Source organism: Microvirga sp. (assembly GCF_014699075.1).
Lineage (GTDB): Bacteria > Pseudomonadota > Alphaproteobacteria > Rhizobiales > Beijerinckiaceae > Microvirga.
The window spans coordinates 204,331-220,618 of record NZ_JACXAB010000004.1 but is presented as its reverse complement, the minus strand read 5'-3'; the positions used below and the strand labels follow the sequence as shown (position 1 = coordinate 220,618).

Below are 16,288 nucleotides of genomic sequence, written 5' to 3'. Positions count from 1 at the left end.
TCGGCCCCCAGGAGCATCCCATGTCCGACACGCTCGTTTCCGCCGAAGAACTCGCGCGCCGCTCGCCGGTGCGCTTTCCCAATGAGAGCGCCGAGTACCGCGCTGCGCGCGCAGCCCTGCTGGCGGAAGAGATCGAGCTGCGGCGCCATCTGGAGCGTGTCGCAGCCCAACGCCGCGCCCTGCCGCCCGGCGGCGCGGTGACCGGCGATTACCGTTTCGAGGGAGAGAACGGGCCGGTGAGTTTCGCCGACCTCTTCGGCGACAAGCAGTCGCTCGCCGTCTACACCTACATGTTCGGCCCGCAGCGCGAGCGCCCCTGCCCCATGTGCACCAACCTGCTCGGTGCGCTCGAAGGCAACGGCGCCGACATCCAGCAGCGCATGGCGCTCGCCGTCGTGGCGCGCTCGCCGATCGAGCGGCTGATCGCCTGGAAGCGGGAACGCGGCTGGACGAACCTGCGGCTCTACACCGATCTCAACGGCAATTACTCCCGCGATTTCCACGGTGTCCTGCCGGACGGGTCGGAGATCCCGAGCTTCAACGTCTTCTCGCGCCGCGACGGCACCATCCGGCATTTCTGGAGCGGTGAGATGACCGGCGATTCCGCCGATCCAGGCCAGGACCCGCGCGGCGCCCCGGATCTCGCGCCCTTATGGAACGTGCTCGACATGACGCCCGAGGGCCGCGGCACGGATTGGTATCCCAAGCTGAATTACGGTGCGTGAGAGCCCGCAGGTTTTGCCAACTCAGCCGATCCGCTAAGCTCCCAGGTCTGTGATAGTCCCAGGAGCCACGATGCCATGACGGAAGCCCAAGCTCTAAGCGATGCTGCCCGTATGCAGCTGGGCTTCCTGTCGCTGGCGGAAACCGCCGCCCTCGCCCATTTGGGCGTTCTGATCCCGGATCCCGGCTCCGTCCTCGTATTCGCCAATGTGCAGTTGGAGGACGGCTCTGTTCTCTGGCCGAACGTCATCCTTCAGGCCTCGGATCTCGGCCGGATCGCAATCGGACGGGGCACGAATCTCTTCCCCGGAACGCGCATCGTCGCCAGCGGCGGAAAGGTCGCTGTCGGAGCGGGTGCCGAGCTCGGCGAGGAAGGCGGCTTCACGATCAAGGCCGGCTCAGGCGAGGTCATCGAGATCGGTGATGGTGCCCGCCTCCTCGGCGGCGGATCGCTGACTCAATCGAACCGCATTGGCCGCGGCGCTCAGATCCTGGGTCCGATCCGCTGCCAGAACTGCACCCTGGGCGATGGCGGCACTTACCGCGATCCGGAGCCTGACGAGCGCGGTGGTGTTCTAAAAGGTGCAGGCGTTGCGCGAGGGGTCGAGGTGCCGCGAGGTCACGTGATTCAGGCCTTCAGCCTATTTGCCGAGGCACCTGTGAGGCGCCAATCCTATTTTCACCCGAAGGGTTGAAGACGTCTCAGGGCCAATCCTGCTCGATTGGGTTTGGCGCCGGCTCTGTCATCGGGTCGCCCGCCTTCACGCGCTTCTCGAAATGCGCCGTCGAGCAGGCATGCGAACAGAGAAGACCCCGCTCCGACCAATAGGCCGGACCGCTCTCAATGCGCCCGGCATGATAGGTGAAGTTGGGATGGCCATAGGGCAGCCCGCACTCGATGCAGGTGCGGGCCTGGGTTTTCTTCAGCATGAGGGATCAGGAGGCTGCCTGGAGCCTCACTCGCCGGGCGTCCACGGCACGTAATCGCCGGTGGCGGCCGGGCGCTGGCCGGACCCGAGCTGGGACCCTTGCGGCCGGTAGGCGTGGACCGTGCCGGTCATGTTCGGCACATAGGGCTTTTCCCACGGATGCGGCTGATAGGCTTCCTCGCTCGGGGGCACGTCGCCGTTGTGGCACAGCCAGGCGCGCCAGCCGGGCGGCACCTTCGAAGCATCGGCATCGCCGTTATAGACGACCCACCGGCGCTCGGCGCCCACGTTCGAGTCGATCGCCTGCGCCTGCACATAGCGGTAGTAGGTGTTGCCGAACTCGTCCGTGCCCACGAACACGCCCTTGCGCCAGGTGAAGAATCGGGTGCCGAGGGTCTGTCCGTTCCACCAGGTGAAGAACTGGGTGAAAAACTCTTTCATGCTGCTGCCGCCGGAGGGGTTCGTGAAGTTGCGCGGAATATGGCCGCAAGGGTCTGTGAAGTCCAGCCTTCTGAGTCGCGAAAACCCGCACTGATTCTCGGGTTCACCTCTTCCCCAGGGGCGGGGGCGGAATTTCCCGCAATCAGGCCATTTCGGGTCCGGGCCGGCCGCGGCAGCCGTGGACCACGGATTGATGCGCCGGCACAACATCCACCCGCCGTTAAGCATGACTCAACATGGGTCCCTGAGCCGGCGAAGCTTGGCCATTGCAAAAAACGGGAACGGATTCTCGGAGGAGTCTGAGAGGCTTAGCCGGAAGGGCCATTGTTATCCACAATTCTCACAGCTACACACAACATGTAGTTCGGAACCGTGAGCCGCGACACTAGTTCTTGACGTGAGGCTCGCAACACGACTAGCTTGCCGGGGTGCCGACCAGAGACCGGCAGCCGACCCGAAAAGGCCGGTTGAACACTCCCCAGAGCAGGCGTCAGAGCCCGTGGCAACCATGTTGCCGCGCCACCTGTGACGCCCGAAGGGGACCGTAACTCAGGCGTGTTGCGTGGGCGATCCGGCAAAGAACGGATCGTTGGGGCGTCGAACAATAATTTGGGCTGATGAGCTGCGGGGCAAATCGCGGCCATGGGGACGTTTGTCCTCAATACTTAGGATGTGACCTATGCGGATCGAGCGGCGTTATACGAAGTCTGGCCAATCGCCTTATTCCTCCCTTGCCTTCCGGCTCGCCACGAGCGAGATCCGCAACCCGGATGGCTCGGTGGTCTTCAAGCTCGAGAACATCGAGGTTCCCGAGACCTGGAGCCAGGTGGCCTCGGACGTGCTGGCCCAGAAGTATTTCCGCAAGGCCGGCGTGCCGTCCCGCCTGAAGAAGGTGGAAGAGAACGACGTCCCGTCGTGGCTGTGGCGCTCCGTTCCCGACGAGGCCGCACTCAGCCAACTGCCCGAGGATCAGCGCCTCGGCTCCGAGATTTCCTCCAAGCAGGTGTTCGACCGTCTTGCCGGCTGCTGGACCTATTGGGGCTGGAAGGGCGGCTATTTCTCGTCCGAGGAAGACGCCCGGGCCTTCTATGACGAGCTACGCTTCATGCTCGCCAACCAGATGGTGGCGCCGAACTCCCCGCAATGGTTCAACACCGGCCTGCACTGGGCCTACGGCATCGACGGCCCCGGTCAGGGCCACTATTACGTGGACTACAAGACCGGCAAGCTCACCAAGTCCAAGTCCTCCTACGAGCACCCGCAGCCGCATGCCTGCTTCATCCAGGGCGTCGAGGACGATCTGGTGAACGAAGGCGGCATCATGGACCTGTGGGTCCGCGAGGCGCGCCTGTTCAAGTACGGCTCCGGCACCGGCTCCAACTTCTCCAAGCTGCGCGGCGAGGGCGAAAAACTCTCCGGCGGCGGCCGCTCGTCCGGCCTCATGAGCTTCCTCAAGATCGGCGACCGGGCTGCCGGCGCGATCAAGTCGGGCGGCACCACCCGCCGCGCCGCCAAGATGGTGGTGGTCGATGTCGATCACCCGGATATCGAGAGCTACATCGACTGGAAGGTGAAGGAAGAGCAGAAGGTCGCCGCGCTGGTCACCGGCTCCAAGCTCGCCGCCAAGCACCTCAAGGCCATCATGAAGGCCTGCATCAACTGCGAGGCCGAAGGCGATGCCTGCTTCGATCCGGAGAAGAACCCGGCCCTGAAGAAGGAAATCAAGCTGGCCCGCCGGGTGCAGATCCCGGACAACTATATCAAGCGCGTCATCCAGTTCGCCAAGCAGGGCTACACGGATATCGACTTCCCCGTCTACGACACCGATTGGGATTCGGAAGCGTATCTGACTGTCTCCGGCCAGAACTCCAACAACTCCGTCTCGCTCACCGACGACTTCCTGCGCGCCGTCGAGAACGACGCGGACTGGCACCTCACCGCCCGCAAGGACGGCAAGGTGGTGAAGACCCTCAAGGCCCGCGACCTGTGGGAGCAGATCGGCCACGCCGCCTGGGCGTCCGCCGATCCCGGCCTGCACTTCAACACCACCATGAACGACTGGCACACCAGCCCCGCCGGTGGCCGCATCAGGGCGTCGAACCCCTGCTCGGAATACATGTTCCTGGACGACACGGCCTGCAACCTGGCCTCGGCCAACCTGCTGCAGTTCTTCGACCGCCAGAACCACAAGTTCGACGCGGAATCCTTCGAGCATGCCTGCCGCCTCTGGACCGTGGTGCTCGAAATCTCCGTGATGATGGCGCAGTTCCCATCCAAGGAGATCGCGCAGCTCTCCTACGAGTACCGCACGCTCGGCCTGGGCTTTGCCAATATCGGCGGACTGCTCATGACGATGGGCCTGCCCTACGATTCGGACGCCGGCCGCGCTCTCGGCGGCGCGATCACGGCGGTCATGACCGGCGTGTCCTATGCCACCTCGGCCGAGATGGCCGGTGAACTCGGGCCGTTCCCGAACTACAAGGCCAACGCGAAGCACATGCTGCGCGTGATCCGCAACCACCGCCGCGCGGCCCATGGCGAGGCGCAAGGGTATGAGGGCCTAGCCGTCAACCCGGTCCCGCTCGATCACGCCTCCTGCCCCGACCAAGACCTCGTCGCCCATGCCAAGCGCGCCTGGGACAAGGCCCTCCAGCTCGGCGAGAAGAACGGCTACCGCAACGCGCAATCCACCGTCATCGCGCCCACCGGCACGATTGGCCTCGTGATGGATTGCGACACCACCGGCATCGAGCCCGACTTCGCCCTCGTGAAGTTCAAGAAGCTCGCCGGCGGCGGCTACTTCAAGATCATCAACCGGGCGGTGCCCGATGCGCTGCGCGCGCTCGGCTACCGTGAGCACGAGATCGCCGAGATCGAGGCCTATGCGGTCGGCCACGGCTCCATGAAGCAGGCGCCCGCCGTCAACCCCGGCTCGCTCCGCGCCAAGGGCTTCACGGACGACAAGATCGACGCGGTGGAGAAGGGCCTGAAATCGGCCTTCGACATCAAGTTCGTGTTCAACCGCTGGACGCTCGGCGAGGACTTCCTCACCGGCACGCTCAAAGCGCCGGCCGAGAAGCTCAACGATCCGTCCTTCGACCTGCTGTCGTTCCTCGGCTTCTCGAAGGCCGATGTGGAAGCCGCCAACATCCACATCTGCGGAGCGATGACCCTGGAAGGCGCGCCGTTCCTCAAGGTCGAGCATTACCCGGTCTTCGACTGCGCCAACCCGTGCGGCAAGATCGGCAAGCGCTACCTCTCGGTGGAAAGCCACATCCGCATGATGGCGGCGTCGCAGCCCTTCATCTCGGGTGCGATCTCCAAGACCATCAACATGCCCAACGATGCCACGGTCGAGGACTGCAAGAACGCCTACATGCTGTCCTGGAAGCTGGCGCTCAAGGCGAACGCCCTCTACCGCGACGGCTCCAAGCTCTCGCAGCCGCTGAACTCCGCCCTCATCGCCGATGAGGACGAGGATGCGGACGACGCGGTGGAAGCACTCGCCGCCATGCCGGCCGCCGCCAAGGTGGCGCATGTGTCGGAGAAGATCGTCGAGAAGGTGATCGAGCGCGTGGAGCGGATCCGCGAGCGCGAGAAGATGCCGGACCGCCGCAAGAGCTACATCCAGAAGGCCGTGGTCGGCGGCCACAAGGTGTATCTCCACACCGGCGAATACGACGACGGACGCCTCGGCGAGATCTTCATCGACATGCACAAGGAAGGCGCCGCCTTCCGGGCCATGATGAACAACTTCGCCATCGCGATCTCGCTCGGCCTGCAATACGGCGTACCGCTGGAGGAATACGTGGAGGCCTTCACCTTCACGCGCTTCGAACCCGCCGGCTTCGTCCAGGGCAACGAGCGCATCAAGAGCGCCACCTCGATCCTCGACTACGTGTTCCGCGAGCTCGCCGTGTCCTATCTCGGCCGCAACGATCTCGCCCACGTGGACCCGTCGGAAGCAGGCCCCACCACCATCGGCAAGGGCGAGGACCAGTCGAAGGCGCCGGAGCCCGCCCCCGCCACGGCCATCGTGTCCCGCGGCTTCGTGCGCGGCAATTCCGACCGCCTCATGCTCATCCCCGGCGGCGGTGGCAGCGCCACGGGCGTGACTCAGCGCACCACCGGCATGACGGTCGGCGCGAACGCGCTCAAGGCTGAACTCCCGCAGCCTGCCGTGCAGGCGGAGGAGAAGCCGGTCGGCGAAGCCGAGATGTCCAAGCTCGCCTTCACGGCCCCGTCCGTCGCCGACCGGCGCGCCGAGGCCAAGATGAAGGGCTATGTCGGCGAAGCCTGCCCCGAATGCGCCAACTTCACGCTGGTGCGAAATGGGACGTGCTTAAAGTGCGATACTTGCGGCAGCACGACGGGGTGCTCGTAAGCATAGAGCTAGTGCTGTGTCGCCCATAAAGCCGTCTTTTAATCCAATTCTCTGCACGACGTCGCCCATAACGATGTTGTGCAGGGTCTGGGCGGAAACGGGCAGGTGTTCGGACTGTGATACATGCGGAAGCACAACCGGGTGCAGTTAGGGAGAAACCGGTTATTCCGATGTGGCGGCACGGATAGTTCTTCCCTTCTGAGGGGGTGAACTTCCCTTCCGCCCCCCACACGGCTTCCCGAGGCCTTGTCAGATCCTGCACTTCCTGCGCTGCGGCAGATTAAACCTGCCGCAGCTCCCTTGATGGAACATTTAGCGAACGAGACTTGAAGGTGCGCTCGACAGTGGGTGCAGTCGTCACAGTCGATCGTCGACAGGTGCACCATGATTCTCAATTCAGAAACACTCGTGGGTTATCTCAGGGCTGAATTCACGAAGGCATCGCGGCTTCGGGTCTGGATGTTCTTCACCCAACTCGCTGTCGCCGTCCCAGCAGCGATCTCCGTCGTCGTGGCGGACGAGATCCTTCTCTACGTCCTTGCCGTCCTTGGCACCGTACTGCTCATCTCTTGGTGGGTCCTCAATACGCTTTATGGCTCAGCCCGGAACGCAGCCCAGTCCGCCCGTCGGGCAGCCATGTTGATGGGCGGACTGAAGGATCAGCTCTCTGCGAGCGAAATTCAGAACTTGAGAGAACGGCTCACGGTCACAGCGGAGGAGGCCAAGGCCTTCGAGAAGAAGGATTACTACGCCAGCAACCTCGCCCCCAGCTCTTCACGGCTGGGCGAAATGCTGGAGGAATCTGCGTTCTACAGCGCCAAGCTGCAGCGCGTCAGTGCTTCGACAATGTTGGCGATAATCCTGGTCTTCGCTTTGCTGGCTGGGGTGATAGCTCTTACCGCGATACCTATGGTGGAGCGAGACGGCTCAATGGTCGGCACGCGAATACTTCTCTCGGTACTCGTCTTCATTATGTCGTCGGACGTTCTAGGCGCCCTTCTGGCACATCGCTCATCAGCTTCAGCCCTCGACAACATCAGAGCGAGATTGGTTGCTGCGGATCGCAGCCGGTATCCACAAACCGACGTTCTCCTGATCATGGCCGATTACAACGCTGCAGTAGAGAGCGCGCCAGAGAGTGTCCCCTTCGCGTATCGATTGCTTGAGAGTCGTCTGAATCAGCAATGGAGACAGTATCTGGCTGACCGTGCCGAAGTACGAAAAGACACTGAGGAAGTTAGCTCATGAAGCACGTCGACCTGTTCAACGACTTCCTCAAAGATGTCGTCAACCTAAATTCCACTCGAGTCGCACAACTCGAGACCAGCATTCAGGCAATCAAGGATGTTCTCGAAGCCTCGGATTGGGTGCCGGAGATCGACAGCTGGATGCCGCAGGGCTCCTGGGCTCACAGGACCATAATCAAGCCCATCGACTCCGGAGAGTTCGACGCCGACCTGCTCGTGTTCGTGCATCCGATGGAGGAATGGAGCGCGTCGAAGTATATCGACGAACTCTATAACATATTCAAGACCCATGGGACCTACAAAGACAAGGTCCGGCGCTGGTCTCACTGCATCACGATTACTTACGCGAACGAACGCAAGATCGACGTCGCCCCCTGTTTGATCAATCGTGATGGGTACCAACGCCTCGAAGTCTGCAATCGGGATTGCGACTCCTTCGAACTCAGTGAGCCGAGGCAGTATACCGAATGGCTGACGGAGAAGAATTCTTATTCGGGTAACAACAGCTTCAGGAAGGTCACGCGGCTCGTAAAATACCTGCGCGACATCAAAACGACCTTTACCTGTTCATCCGTCCTCCTCACCACCGTTCTCGGTTACCGGATCAGGTTCAGTGATAAGTTCGGGAGCGAATTCGCTGACACTCCAACTGCCCTCAAGACCATCTTTGGGCGTATGGATGACTGGCTTCAGGTCAATCCTCAGAAGCCCTCGGTAACCAATCCCTTTCTATCATCGGAGGATTTTGCGAGCAGCTGGACGGACGTCCAGTACACGAACTTCCGGAATATGGTGAGCAAATATCGAGGCTGGATCGATGATGCCTACTCTGAGCAGAACAGAAACGAAAGTATAGCGAAGTGGCGACGCGTGTTTGGAGACGAGTTTGCTGCCGATGTAGTCGTCGAGGAAGCAAAGTCGGTCAGCAGATCCGCGGTCGCCGTGCTCAAGGAGTCGATCAGCACAGCGGCCCTGTTTACTGGCGACCTTGTCGCTGCTGTGAAGCAGTTCGGTTCCCGCGCCTTGCCGCCGGGGTTCAGTTCCCTCCCCCATATGCAGAGACCACGCTGGCGTCAGAGCCCTTCACCCGTTTTCACTGTTCATGTGAAGGCGGAGCTATATAAGTCTCAGGGTTTCGGTAAACTCAAAAGTGTCCAGACCTTGGAGCCATTGCCTCCTAACCACTGGATTTACTTCACCGCGACGACCTCCACAGGTGTCCCTCTGAGTACGTCCGAGTTCCGGGTGGAATGGCGGGTTACCAACACGGATCTAGCCGCTTTCAACGATCGATGTCTACGTGGTGACTTCTACCCCTCTGACTCGGGGCAGTCCCGTTGGGAGCACCTGAAATACCGTGGAGTTCACCTTGTTGAGGCGTTCGTGATCCGCAAGCGTGACGAAGTTCTTGTTGCCAAGAGCAACCCCTTCCAGGTGGTGATCGAGTAAGTGACCAATTAGTGTGTCTCTGACGCTCGAATACGTTCGTATTCCCGGCGGACGGTTCCTTTGCCGTAGGTCCGCTCCAGTCGACGCACGGTGAAGTGTCCGCGGGCCAGCGACTGGAAGTGAGAGACGAAGGCAGCGTTGACGGCCGCGCCGCCGATCGCACCGACGACCGGCACGGCCTGGGCGGCGACCTTCTGCGAAACGACCACGCCGAAGCGGGCTCCGATCTGAGCCAGCAGGCGCACGATGGCTGAGGCGCTCTCGTCAACGACCCCGCGCCCGGCCATCTGCTGCAGGGCGCGGGTGACGGACTTCGCCATCGCGGCCCGCACGGCGAAGTAGCCCGCCTCGTGCAGGTTGTCGGAGCCGGAATGCCCGCCCAGGGCGAAGACTTGGACACAGGCCAGCGCGGTCTCGGGATCCTGAAGGTCCTCGCCCTCGCTCTGCGCAATCCGGGCGATCGACCGCAGCATGATCGTGGTCGAGACCGGAAGCTCCACCAGAACCGCCGAGACGCCGAGCGCCCCGCCCATGGCGCCGGACAGGACCGCCAGCGCCTTGTGGACTCGGGTTTCGGGATCCCTGCCCTCCTTCGGAATCGTCCTGAGCGCGTAGCGCAAGGCAGGGGTGAGCGCCGCCTGCGTGGCCTACGAGATCAGGCCGGAGACCGGCACCGGAAGCGCCTGCCCGAGCAGCTCGATTGGCCGGCCCGCCAGGGCCGCCAGGCGAGCGACGTAGCTCGGCCCCTCGAGCGCGAGCACGGCCTGCCGCAAGGCCTCGCGATCCTCGTCCGAGAGGGCGATCTCAGGTGGCGCTGCGCGGGTGGCCGAGGCCGGAAGGGGCTCCTGGCGGCGAAATTCCTGGCTCATCCTACTTATCTGGCGATTCCGCACTGCTTTGGACAGCCCGCAACCCTTCAACGCAGCTTGGCGTTGGTCTGCGGGGGGGAGGAGTCGATGTTGATTAGATCCGCGGCGGCGGTCGTTCCCATGATGATGGCCCAAGTCGCCATGGCCCAGCCGGTGCCACCTCTACCGCCTCCACGGCCCATCGAGACTCCTTCTCCCGCGACACCCCCTGCCCCACGACCTCAGGCTCCACCGGCGCCGACGGCGGACGCGCCTTCAGCTGTCCCGTCAGCCGAGGATTGCCTAGCCGTCCTGAAGGCGGTCGGGTTCGAGATCGAGCCTGCGGAGCCACCCCAGGTCTCGAACGAGCTCTGCCGGATCGAGACGCCGGTGCGGCTCAAGGCCGTGCCGGTTCCGACCAAGCCTGAGACAGTTGTCCGGCTGGCCAATCAGCCCGTCCTGGCCTGCCGTTTCGCCGGGCCGTTCGGTCACTGGATCGGCGATCTCGTGGCTCCGCTCGTCGCCGGCATCAAGGGGAGCGAGCTGAAAGCCGTCCAGACCGGGCCCGGTTTCGAGTGCCGCAACCGGAACCGGTCGACCACAGGCAAACTCTCGGCCCATGCCCAAGGGCTGGCGATCGACATCGCCGGCTTCGACCTCGCCAACGGGACGACCTTGCGCATTAAGCCCGAAGCGAACACCGCGCCGGATCCGGCACTCGCAGCCCTGCGGACCGCGGCCTGCGGCTGGTTCACGACGATCCTCGGTCCCGGTTCGGACGAGGCGCATCACGATCACCTGCACGTCGACATCGAGCAACACGGATCCAGCGACCGTTACCGCATCTGCCAATAGGCGATGATCCCTCCCGGTTGCTACCCCGGGCGGCCGCCTTGTCCTGGGTCATGGTATCGAAGTCGCTGGCGTCATGACGTTCGTGCAACTGCTCGGAGGGCTCGCCGAAGGCACGGTGGACGATCCTCCCCCGCTTGACGGTGGGGCGAGCGCCGATCGCCCCAGCCCAGCGCCGGACGTGCTGGTAGTTCTGCACGGACAGAAACTCGCCCGCCTCGTACAGACGTCCCTGAACCAGGCCGCCGTACCACGGCCAGATGGCCATGTCGGCGATCGTGTACTCAGATCCTGCCACAAATTCGTTGTCCGCAAGCCGTCGGTCGAGCACGTCGAGCAGCCGCTTCGTCTCCATTGCGAACCGATCGATTGCATACGCAATCTTCACTAGCGCGTAGGCATAGAAGTGCCCGAAGCCTCCGCCCAGATAGGGAGCACTTCCCATCTGCCAGAACAGCCAGGACAGGCATTCGGCACGCGGGTCGGCTTCCGCTGGGAGGAAGGCTCCGAACTTCTCCGCGAGATACAGCAGGATCGCGCCGGACGCCAAGACCCGGATCGGGCGCGGGAATCCTCAAGTGGTGATGTCCCCTGCTCCTTGCATGCCCGCTCTGCGGTCACCTGAACCAGGACTTGGAGCTGAAAGCGACGTCATTGCAAAATTCCTCGGCCAAAGCAGATTGTAATTTTCGGCACAAGAACCAAAAATGCTTAGGCCTGAGCATCGAAGGCTCGGCGGCAATTCGTGCCCTGAACTCCTTCTGATGGCTGCGACCTCCTGTAGCCTCTTGGAGGCCATGTGTGCACTGCCTAAGGTACGGCTCAAGCTCCTCGTCGAAGTGAAATAGCACCTTGCACAAAGCCTGCGACCGCTTCCACGTATTGCTCGGGCGTGACACCGCGGCGACGGTATTTGCCACGCTTCACATACCAGTCCTGCAGCAGCGGCTTGATGAGTGCCGCAGTCAGCTCGACGTTGGGCACGGAGGCCTGCTTGCGCCGGACAACGTCCGCAAGAGCGTCGGCGATCATGGCTTCGGTGGCTAGTTCGCTACGCCTGGCTTTTTCGCGCCCTTCCTTCGAGAAGGCCTTAGCTTCCATGTAGGCAAAGAGAAACCAGGGCTGCATAGTTTCGGTCAGGTAGACATGGGTCTCAAGCAGCCATCGCAGGCGGCGTACTGGGTCGTCGGCGAGCGATGCCGGCGGGCAGCCAAGGGCGGTGGACACGGCCGACGACACTTCGCCCAGGATCATCATCAACAGCGTATCCTTGCTGTCGAAGTAGGTATAGAGCGCGCCCATGCTTAACCCAGACACTTTAGCGAGCTCCCGCAGGCTCATGGAATGAAAACCCTTGCGATTGCTCAACATCAGAGTGGTCCGGATGATCCTGGCGAGCTTCGTGACGGCAATGTGGGGTTTCTGCGTGCGGATCGTGTCTCGGTGCCTGTCGAGCATGCGAGCGCAGATTGCCTCAAGCGAGAAGTCATACTCCGCCTGAAAAGCCTTTAAGGACAGGATGTTTTCCGATGCCGCGGATGAGGTTGCTTCCCGAGCCGATGCGAACTCGAAGGCCACGAAACAGGTCTCCTTGAATGGCAGACGCCGCATTTGCCAGAGGCAGTGTCCTGCGGGCGCTTGATGATCAATCTTTCCCTTGACACTCTACCTCCTATAACATCAACATCAACAAAAAACGAGCGCTCGCTCACAAAAGCGCATGGAGGAACGCCTGTGACTGTGGAGTTGAACCTGAACGGCCGCACGGCTCTCGTGACAGGAGCCTCCAGTGGGCTTGGCCGCCACTTCGCGCAGGTTCTGGCGCGGGCCGGAGCGAAAGTGATCGTCGCGGCGAGACGCACGCAATCTCTCGAGAGCCTCTGCGGCGAAATCACCGCCGCGGACGGGCAGGCCAGCGCCCTACAGCTTGACGTCACCGACAGCGCCAGCGTCAGCCGTCTCTTCTCCGACATCGGGTTGATGGGTGGGTTCGACATCCTCATCAACAACGCTGGCGTTACGACGACCCGGTCCGTTCTCGATCTTTCCGAGCAGGAATGGGATCAGGTGGTCGACACGAACCTCAAAGGCAACTTCCTCGTCGCTCAAGGAGCGGCGCGTCTCATGAAGACGCAAGGCCGGGGCGGCACTATCATCAACATCGCCTCCATTCTGGGCCTGCGGGTTGCAGGCTATGTCGCGCCCTACACGGCCTCCAAGGCCGGCGTCGTGCAGCTCACCAAAGCCATGGCGCTCGAACTCGCGCGCTACGGCATTCGTGTGAACGCGCTCTGCCCCGGCTATATCGAAACCAACCTCAATCAGGAGTTTTTTGCCAGTGAGGTGGGGCAGGCGCTGGTCAAGCGCATTCCGCAGCGCCGTCTCGGCCGTCCAGAGGATCTTGACGGGCCGCTCCTGCTCCTGTGCTCGGATGCTGGCTCATACATCACCGGTGCGTCCCTTGCCGTCGATGGCGGCCATCTCGTATCCACTCTCTAAAGGAAATCCCATGGACTTCCATATTTCACCGAGGATCGAGGACTACCGCTCACGTATTGACGCTTTTGTGGAGCGGGAGCTCATCCCACTCGAGTCCGAACCTGTCTCCTTCGACGAGCACGAGAACATCAGCCTCGATCTGCTTCAGCGGCTGCGCGATAGGGCTAAGGCCGAGGGCCTCTGGTGCCTGCAGCTTAAGCCTGAGACCGGGGGCGCCGGTCTCGACAAGGTTGGCATGGCGGTGTGCTACGAGGCGATGAACCGCTCGATCTTCGGCCCTGTGGTGTTCAACTCTGCGGCTCCCGATGACGGCAACATGATGCTGCTCGAGGCTGTGGGCACACCCGACCAGAAGGAACGTTGGCTTCAGCCCATCGTGCGCGGCGACGTGCGCTCCGCCTTTGCGATGACCGAGCCTCATCCCGGCGGCGGCTCCGACCCGAGCATGATCCAGACCCGCGCAGAGAAGCGGGGCGGCACCTATGTGGTGAATGGGCGCAAGTGGTTCATCACAGGAGCCGACGAAGCCAGCCACTTTATCCTGATCGCCCGCACGTCAGACGACCCGCGTTATGGCCTGACCGCCTTCCTGTTCCACAAGGACGAGCCGGGCTGGGAGATCCTGCGGCGCATCCCGATCATGGGGCCTGAGGAGCATGGCGGCCATTGCGAGATTGCCTTCACCGGGCTCGAGATCCCGGAGGAGAACGTGCTCATTGGAGAGGGCCAAGGCCTTAAGGCCACACAGATCCGTCTAGGCCCTGCCCGCCTGACCCATTGCATGCGCTGGCTCGGCCTCTCAAAGCGGAGCGTGGAGATTGCCCAAGCTTATGCGGCGGAGCGCACGGGTTTTGGCCAGCGTCTGGCCGACCGGGAAAGCATCCAGCTCATGCTGGGCGACCTTGCGCTTCAGATCGAGATCGGGCGCCTGCTCGTCATGAAGGCAGCTTGGGAACTTGACCGGGGCAGCTTCGCCCGCAAGGAAGTCTCCATGGCCAAGCTCCATGTGGCGAACGTGCTGCATCAGGCGGCCGACACTGGCATCCAGATCAACGGCGCGCGCGGCTATTCCAAGGATACGGTTCTGGAGTGGATCTACCGTTATGCGCGCCAAGCCCGCTTAGTCGATGGAGCGGACGAGGTGCACCGCATGGTGCTCAACCGGTTCCTCACCTCCGAGAGTTCGGATTTCTGGCATTGGCCCGTCGAGGTCAATGCGGGGTCCTCTTGAAGAGAGAGGTAACGCGAATAAGCTCGACGAAGGGGCACCACTAGGATCTTGGGACTAGTCGACATGAGCCATGAGAAGCACCTCGCCCCGCGCGCAGCGAACTTCAGACCGCTGACCCCGCTTGATTTTCTGGAACGTACCGTTTCTATCTATCCCGAGAAGATCGCCGTAATCTGGCGCGCCCAGCAATACACCTACCGCGCCTTCGGCGATCTCGTGGGGCGCTTTGCTGCCATGCTTCGCCGCTTCGGCATCATGCCCGGCAACACGGTTTCGATTATGTCGACGAACCGTCCCGAGATGCTGGCGTCTCATTATGCTGTTCCCATGACGGGCGCGGTGCTCAACACCATCAACACCCGGCTCGACGTCAGCACCGTCAACTACATTCTCAAACATTCCGAAAGCCGGATCGTCATCGTCGATCCGACGTGCGTCGACGTGGTGCGGCAGGCCGCCTCCGGCATGGCTGTGCGCATCCTGCTTCTGTCCGGTGGCTCAGGGGACAGCGAAGGCTTCGATGCCCTCATTGGGACCGAGGCGCCCGATCCCATCACGGCGGATGCCGTAACGGACGAGTGGCAGCCGATCTGCCTCAACTATACTTCAGGCACGACGGGCAACCCTAAAGGCGTGGTCTACCATCACCGGGGCGCTTACCTGAACGCGCTCGGCAATCTTGTGTCTCTGAGCTTCAACACCAATTCGGTTTATCTGTGGACGCTGCCCATGTTCCATTGCAATGGGTGGTGCCATACATGGGCAATCACCGCGGCGGGAGGGACGCATGTGTGCCTCGAGCGGATTGAACCACCGGCGATCTTCCGCGCCATTGAGGAGCACCGGGTCACTCACCTGGCCTGTGCGCCTGTAGTTCTTTACATGCTACTCAACCATCAGGACAGGAGCCTGCGCGATCCCTCCCGACGCGTGCTCCTGGCAACCGGAGGCGCATCGCCGACCAGCGCACTCATCAGGCAACTTGATGCTTTGGGCTTCGAGTTGATCCATCTCTACGGCCTCACCGAATCATACGGTCCCGCGACCCTTTGCGCGCTGCGTGAGGACTGGATTCTGGCTGACGACGAAGACAAGGCACGCGCCCTCGCCCGGCAGGGAGTTCGCCACCTCACGGCGAGCCGCGTGAGGGTCGTCGATCCGCAAGGCGCGGATGTGCCGAGCGACGGCGTATCGGTCGGTGAAATCATGCTGCGCGGCAATACACTCATGGCGGGCTATTACGGAGACGAGGCCGCGACGGACAAAGCTTTTTCCGGAGGTGAGTTTCACACGGGCGATCTGGCCGTCCGGCATCCTGACGGTTACGTAGAGATTAAGGACAGGTCCAAGGACATCATCATCTCAGGCGGCGAGAACATTTCGAGCCTCGAAATCGAGAGTGTTCTGCATCAACACCCGGCCGTTCTGCTCGCCGCAGTCGTTGCGGCACCCGACGACAAGTGGGGCGAGATCCCGTGCGCGTTCGTCGAACTAAAGGATGGCATGACCTCCACGCCCGAGGACCTCACTGCCTTCTGCCGCACCCGTCTGGCGGGCTTCAAAATCCCGCGCAAGTTCGTGTTTTGCTCCATTCCCAAGACTGCCACCGGCAAGGTGCAGAAATTCCAGCTCAGGTCGGAACTACGCTCCTCTGGCGACACCTGAGGACTTTAGGAACGTGCATG

General features: G+C 62.3%; 12 protein-coding genes and 2 pseudogenes. 9 read left to right on the top strand and 5 right to left on the bottom strand.

The annotated features are described in order from the left end of the window. The first annotated feature begins 20 nt into the window (after positions 1 to 20). The gene (locus IC232_RS08610) at positions 21 to 725 is read left to right on the top strand and encodes a DUF899 family protein (RefSeq protein ID WP_190844517.1); all 705 of its coding nucleotides are present in this window, start codon (positions 21 to 23) and stop codon (positions 723 to 725) included. 75 nt (positions 726 to 800) lie between these two features. Next, positions 801 to 1,418 carry a hypothetical protein gene (locus IC232_RS08605; protein WP_190844516.1) on the top strand — a complete coding sequence of 206 codons (618 nt, stop codon included), beginning with the start codon at positions 801 to 803 and terminating at the stop codon, positions 1,416 to 1,418. Positions 1,419 to 1,425: 7 nt separating this feature from the next. On the opposite strand, the gene IC232_RS08600 is transcribed toward IC232_RS08605, so the two are convergent. Next, the gene (locus tag IC232_RS08600; protein WP_190844515.1) at positions 1,426 to 1,653 is read right to left on the bottom strand and encodes a hypothetical protein; all 228 of its coding nucleotides are present in this window, start codon (positions 1,651 to 1,653) and stop codon (positions 1,426 to 1,428) included. A 26-nt stretch (positions 1,654 to 1,679) separates the two neighbouring features. Then, entirely contained in the window at positions 1,680 to 2,093 is a 414-nt protein-coding gene (locus tag IC232_RS08595) for an NADH:ubiquinone oxidoreductase subunit NDUFA12 (RefSeq protein WP_190844514.1), read from the bottom strand. A gap of 679 nt (positions 2,094 to 2,772) precedes the next feature. On the opposite strand from IC232_RS08595, the gene IC232_RS08590 reads away from it, so the two are divergent. From IC232_RS08590 to IC232_RS08580, 3 genes are all read left to right on the top strand, one after another. Next, complete coding sequence (locus IC232_RS08590; protein WP_190844513.1) at positions 2,773 to 6,477, top strand: vitamin B12-dependent ribonucleotide reductase; 3,705 nt, start codon at positions 2,773 to 2,775, stop codon at positions 6,475 to 6,477. 384 nt (positions 6,478 to 6,861) lie between these two features. Beyond that, the gene (locus IC232_RS08585; protein WP_190844512.1) at positions 6,862 to 7,725 is read left to right on the top strand and encodes a hypothetical protein; all 864 of its coding nucleotides are present in this window, start codon (positions 6,862 to 6,864) and stop codon (positions 7,723 to 7,725) included. Continuing rightward, on the top strand, positions 7,722 to 9,173 hold the full coding sequence (locus IC232_RS08580) for an SMODS domain-containing nucleotidyltransferase (protein ID WP_190844511.1): 1,452 nt from the start codon (positions 7,722 to 7,724) through the stop codon (positions 9,171 to 9,173). The genes IC232_RS08585 and IC232_RS08580 overlap by 4 nt, the downstream gene beginning before the upstream one ends. Positions 9,174 to 9,181: 8 nt before the next feature. On the opposite strand, the pseudogene IC232_RS08575 reads toward IC232_RS08580, so the two are convergent. Then, a pseudogene (locus IC232_RS08575) lies at positions 9,182 to 10,042 on the bottom strand (EcsC family protein). A gap of 87 nt (positions 10,043 to 10,129) precedes the next feature. Here IC232_RS08575 and IC232_RS08570 point away from each other — a divergent pair. Then, positions 10,130 to 10,876, top strand: a complete 747-nt coding sequence (locus IC232_RS08570) for an extensin family protein (RefSeq protein WP_190844510.1) — start codon at positions 10,130 to 10,132, stop codon at positions 10,874 to 10,876. Between the two features lie 28 nt (positions 10,877 to 10,904). Here IC232_RS08570 and IC232_RS08565 read toward each other — a convergent pair. Both IC232_RS08565 and IC232_RS08560 read right to left on the bottom strand, forming a co-directional pair. Next, a pseudogene (locus IC232_RS08565) lies at positions 10,905 to 11,441 on the bottom strand (glutathione S-transferase C-terminal domain-containing protein); the annotation flags it as partial. 254 nt (positions 11,442 to 11,695) lie between these two features. Next, on the bottom strand, positions 11,696 to 12,451 hold the full coding sequence (locus tag IC232_RS08560; protein WP_312895130.1) for a TetR/AcrR family transcriptional regulator: 756 nt from the start codon (positions 12,449 to 12,451) through the stop codon (positions 11,696 to 11,698). A gap of 156 nt (positions 12,452 to 12,607) precedes the next feature. On the opposite strand from IC232_RS08560, the gene IC232_RS08555 reads away from it, so the two are divergent. The 3 genes from IC232_RS08555 (at position 12,608) to IC232_RS08545 (ending at position 16,268) form a co-directional block, all read left to right on the top strand. Then, entirely contained in the window at positions 12,608 to 13,372 is a 765-nt protein-coding gene (locus IC232_RS08555) for an SDR family NAD(P)-dependent oxidoreductase (protein WP_409564892.1), read from the top strand. Between the two features lie 10 nt (positions 13,373 to 13,382). Then, on the top strand, positions 13,383 to 14,603 hold the full coding sequence (locus tag IC232_RS08550; RefSeq protein WP_190844507.1) for an acyl-CoA dehydrogenase family protein: 1,221 nt from the start codon (positions 13,383 to 13,385) through the stop codon (positions 14,601 to 14,603). Positions 14,604 to 14,666: 63 nt separating this feature from the next. Beyond that, entirely contained in the window at positions 14,667 to 16,268 is a 1,602-nt protein-coding gene (locus IC232_RS08545) for an AMP-binding protein (protein WP_190844506.1), read from the top strand. Positions 16,269 to 16,288: the final 20 nt, after the last annotated feature.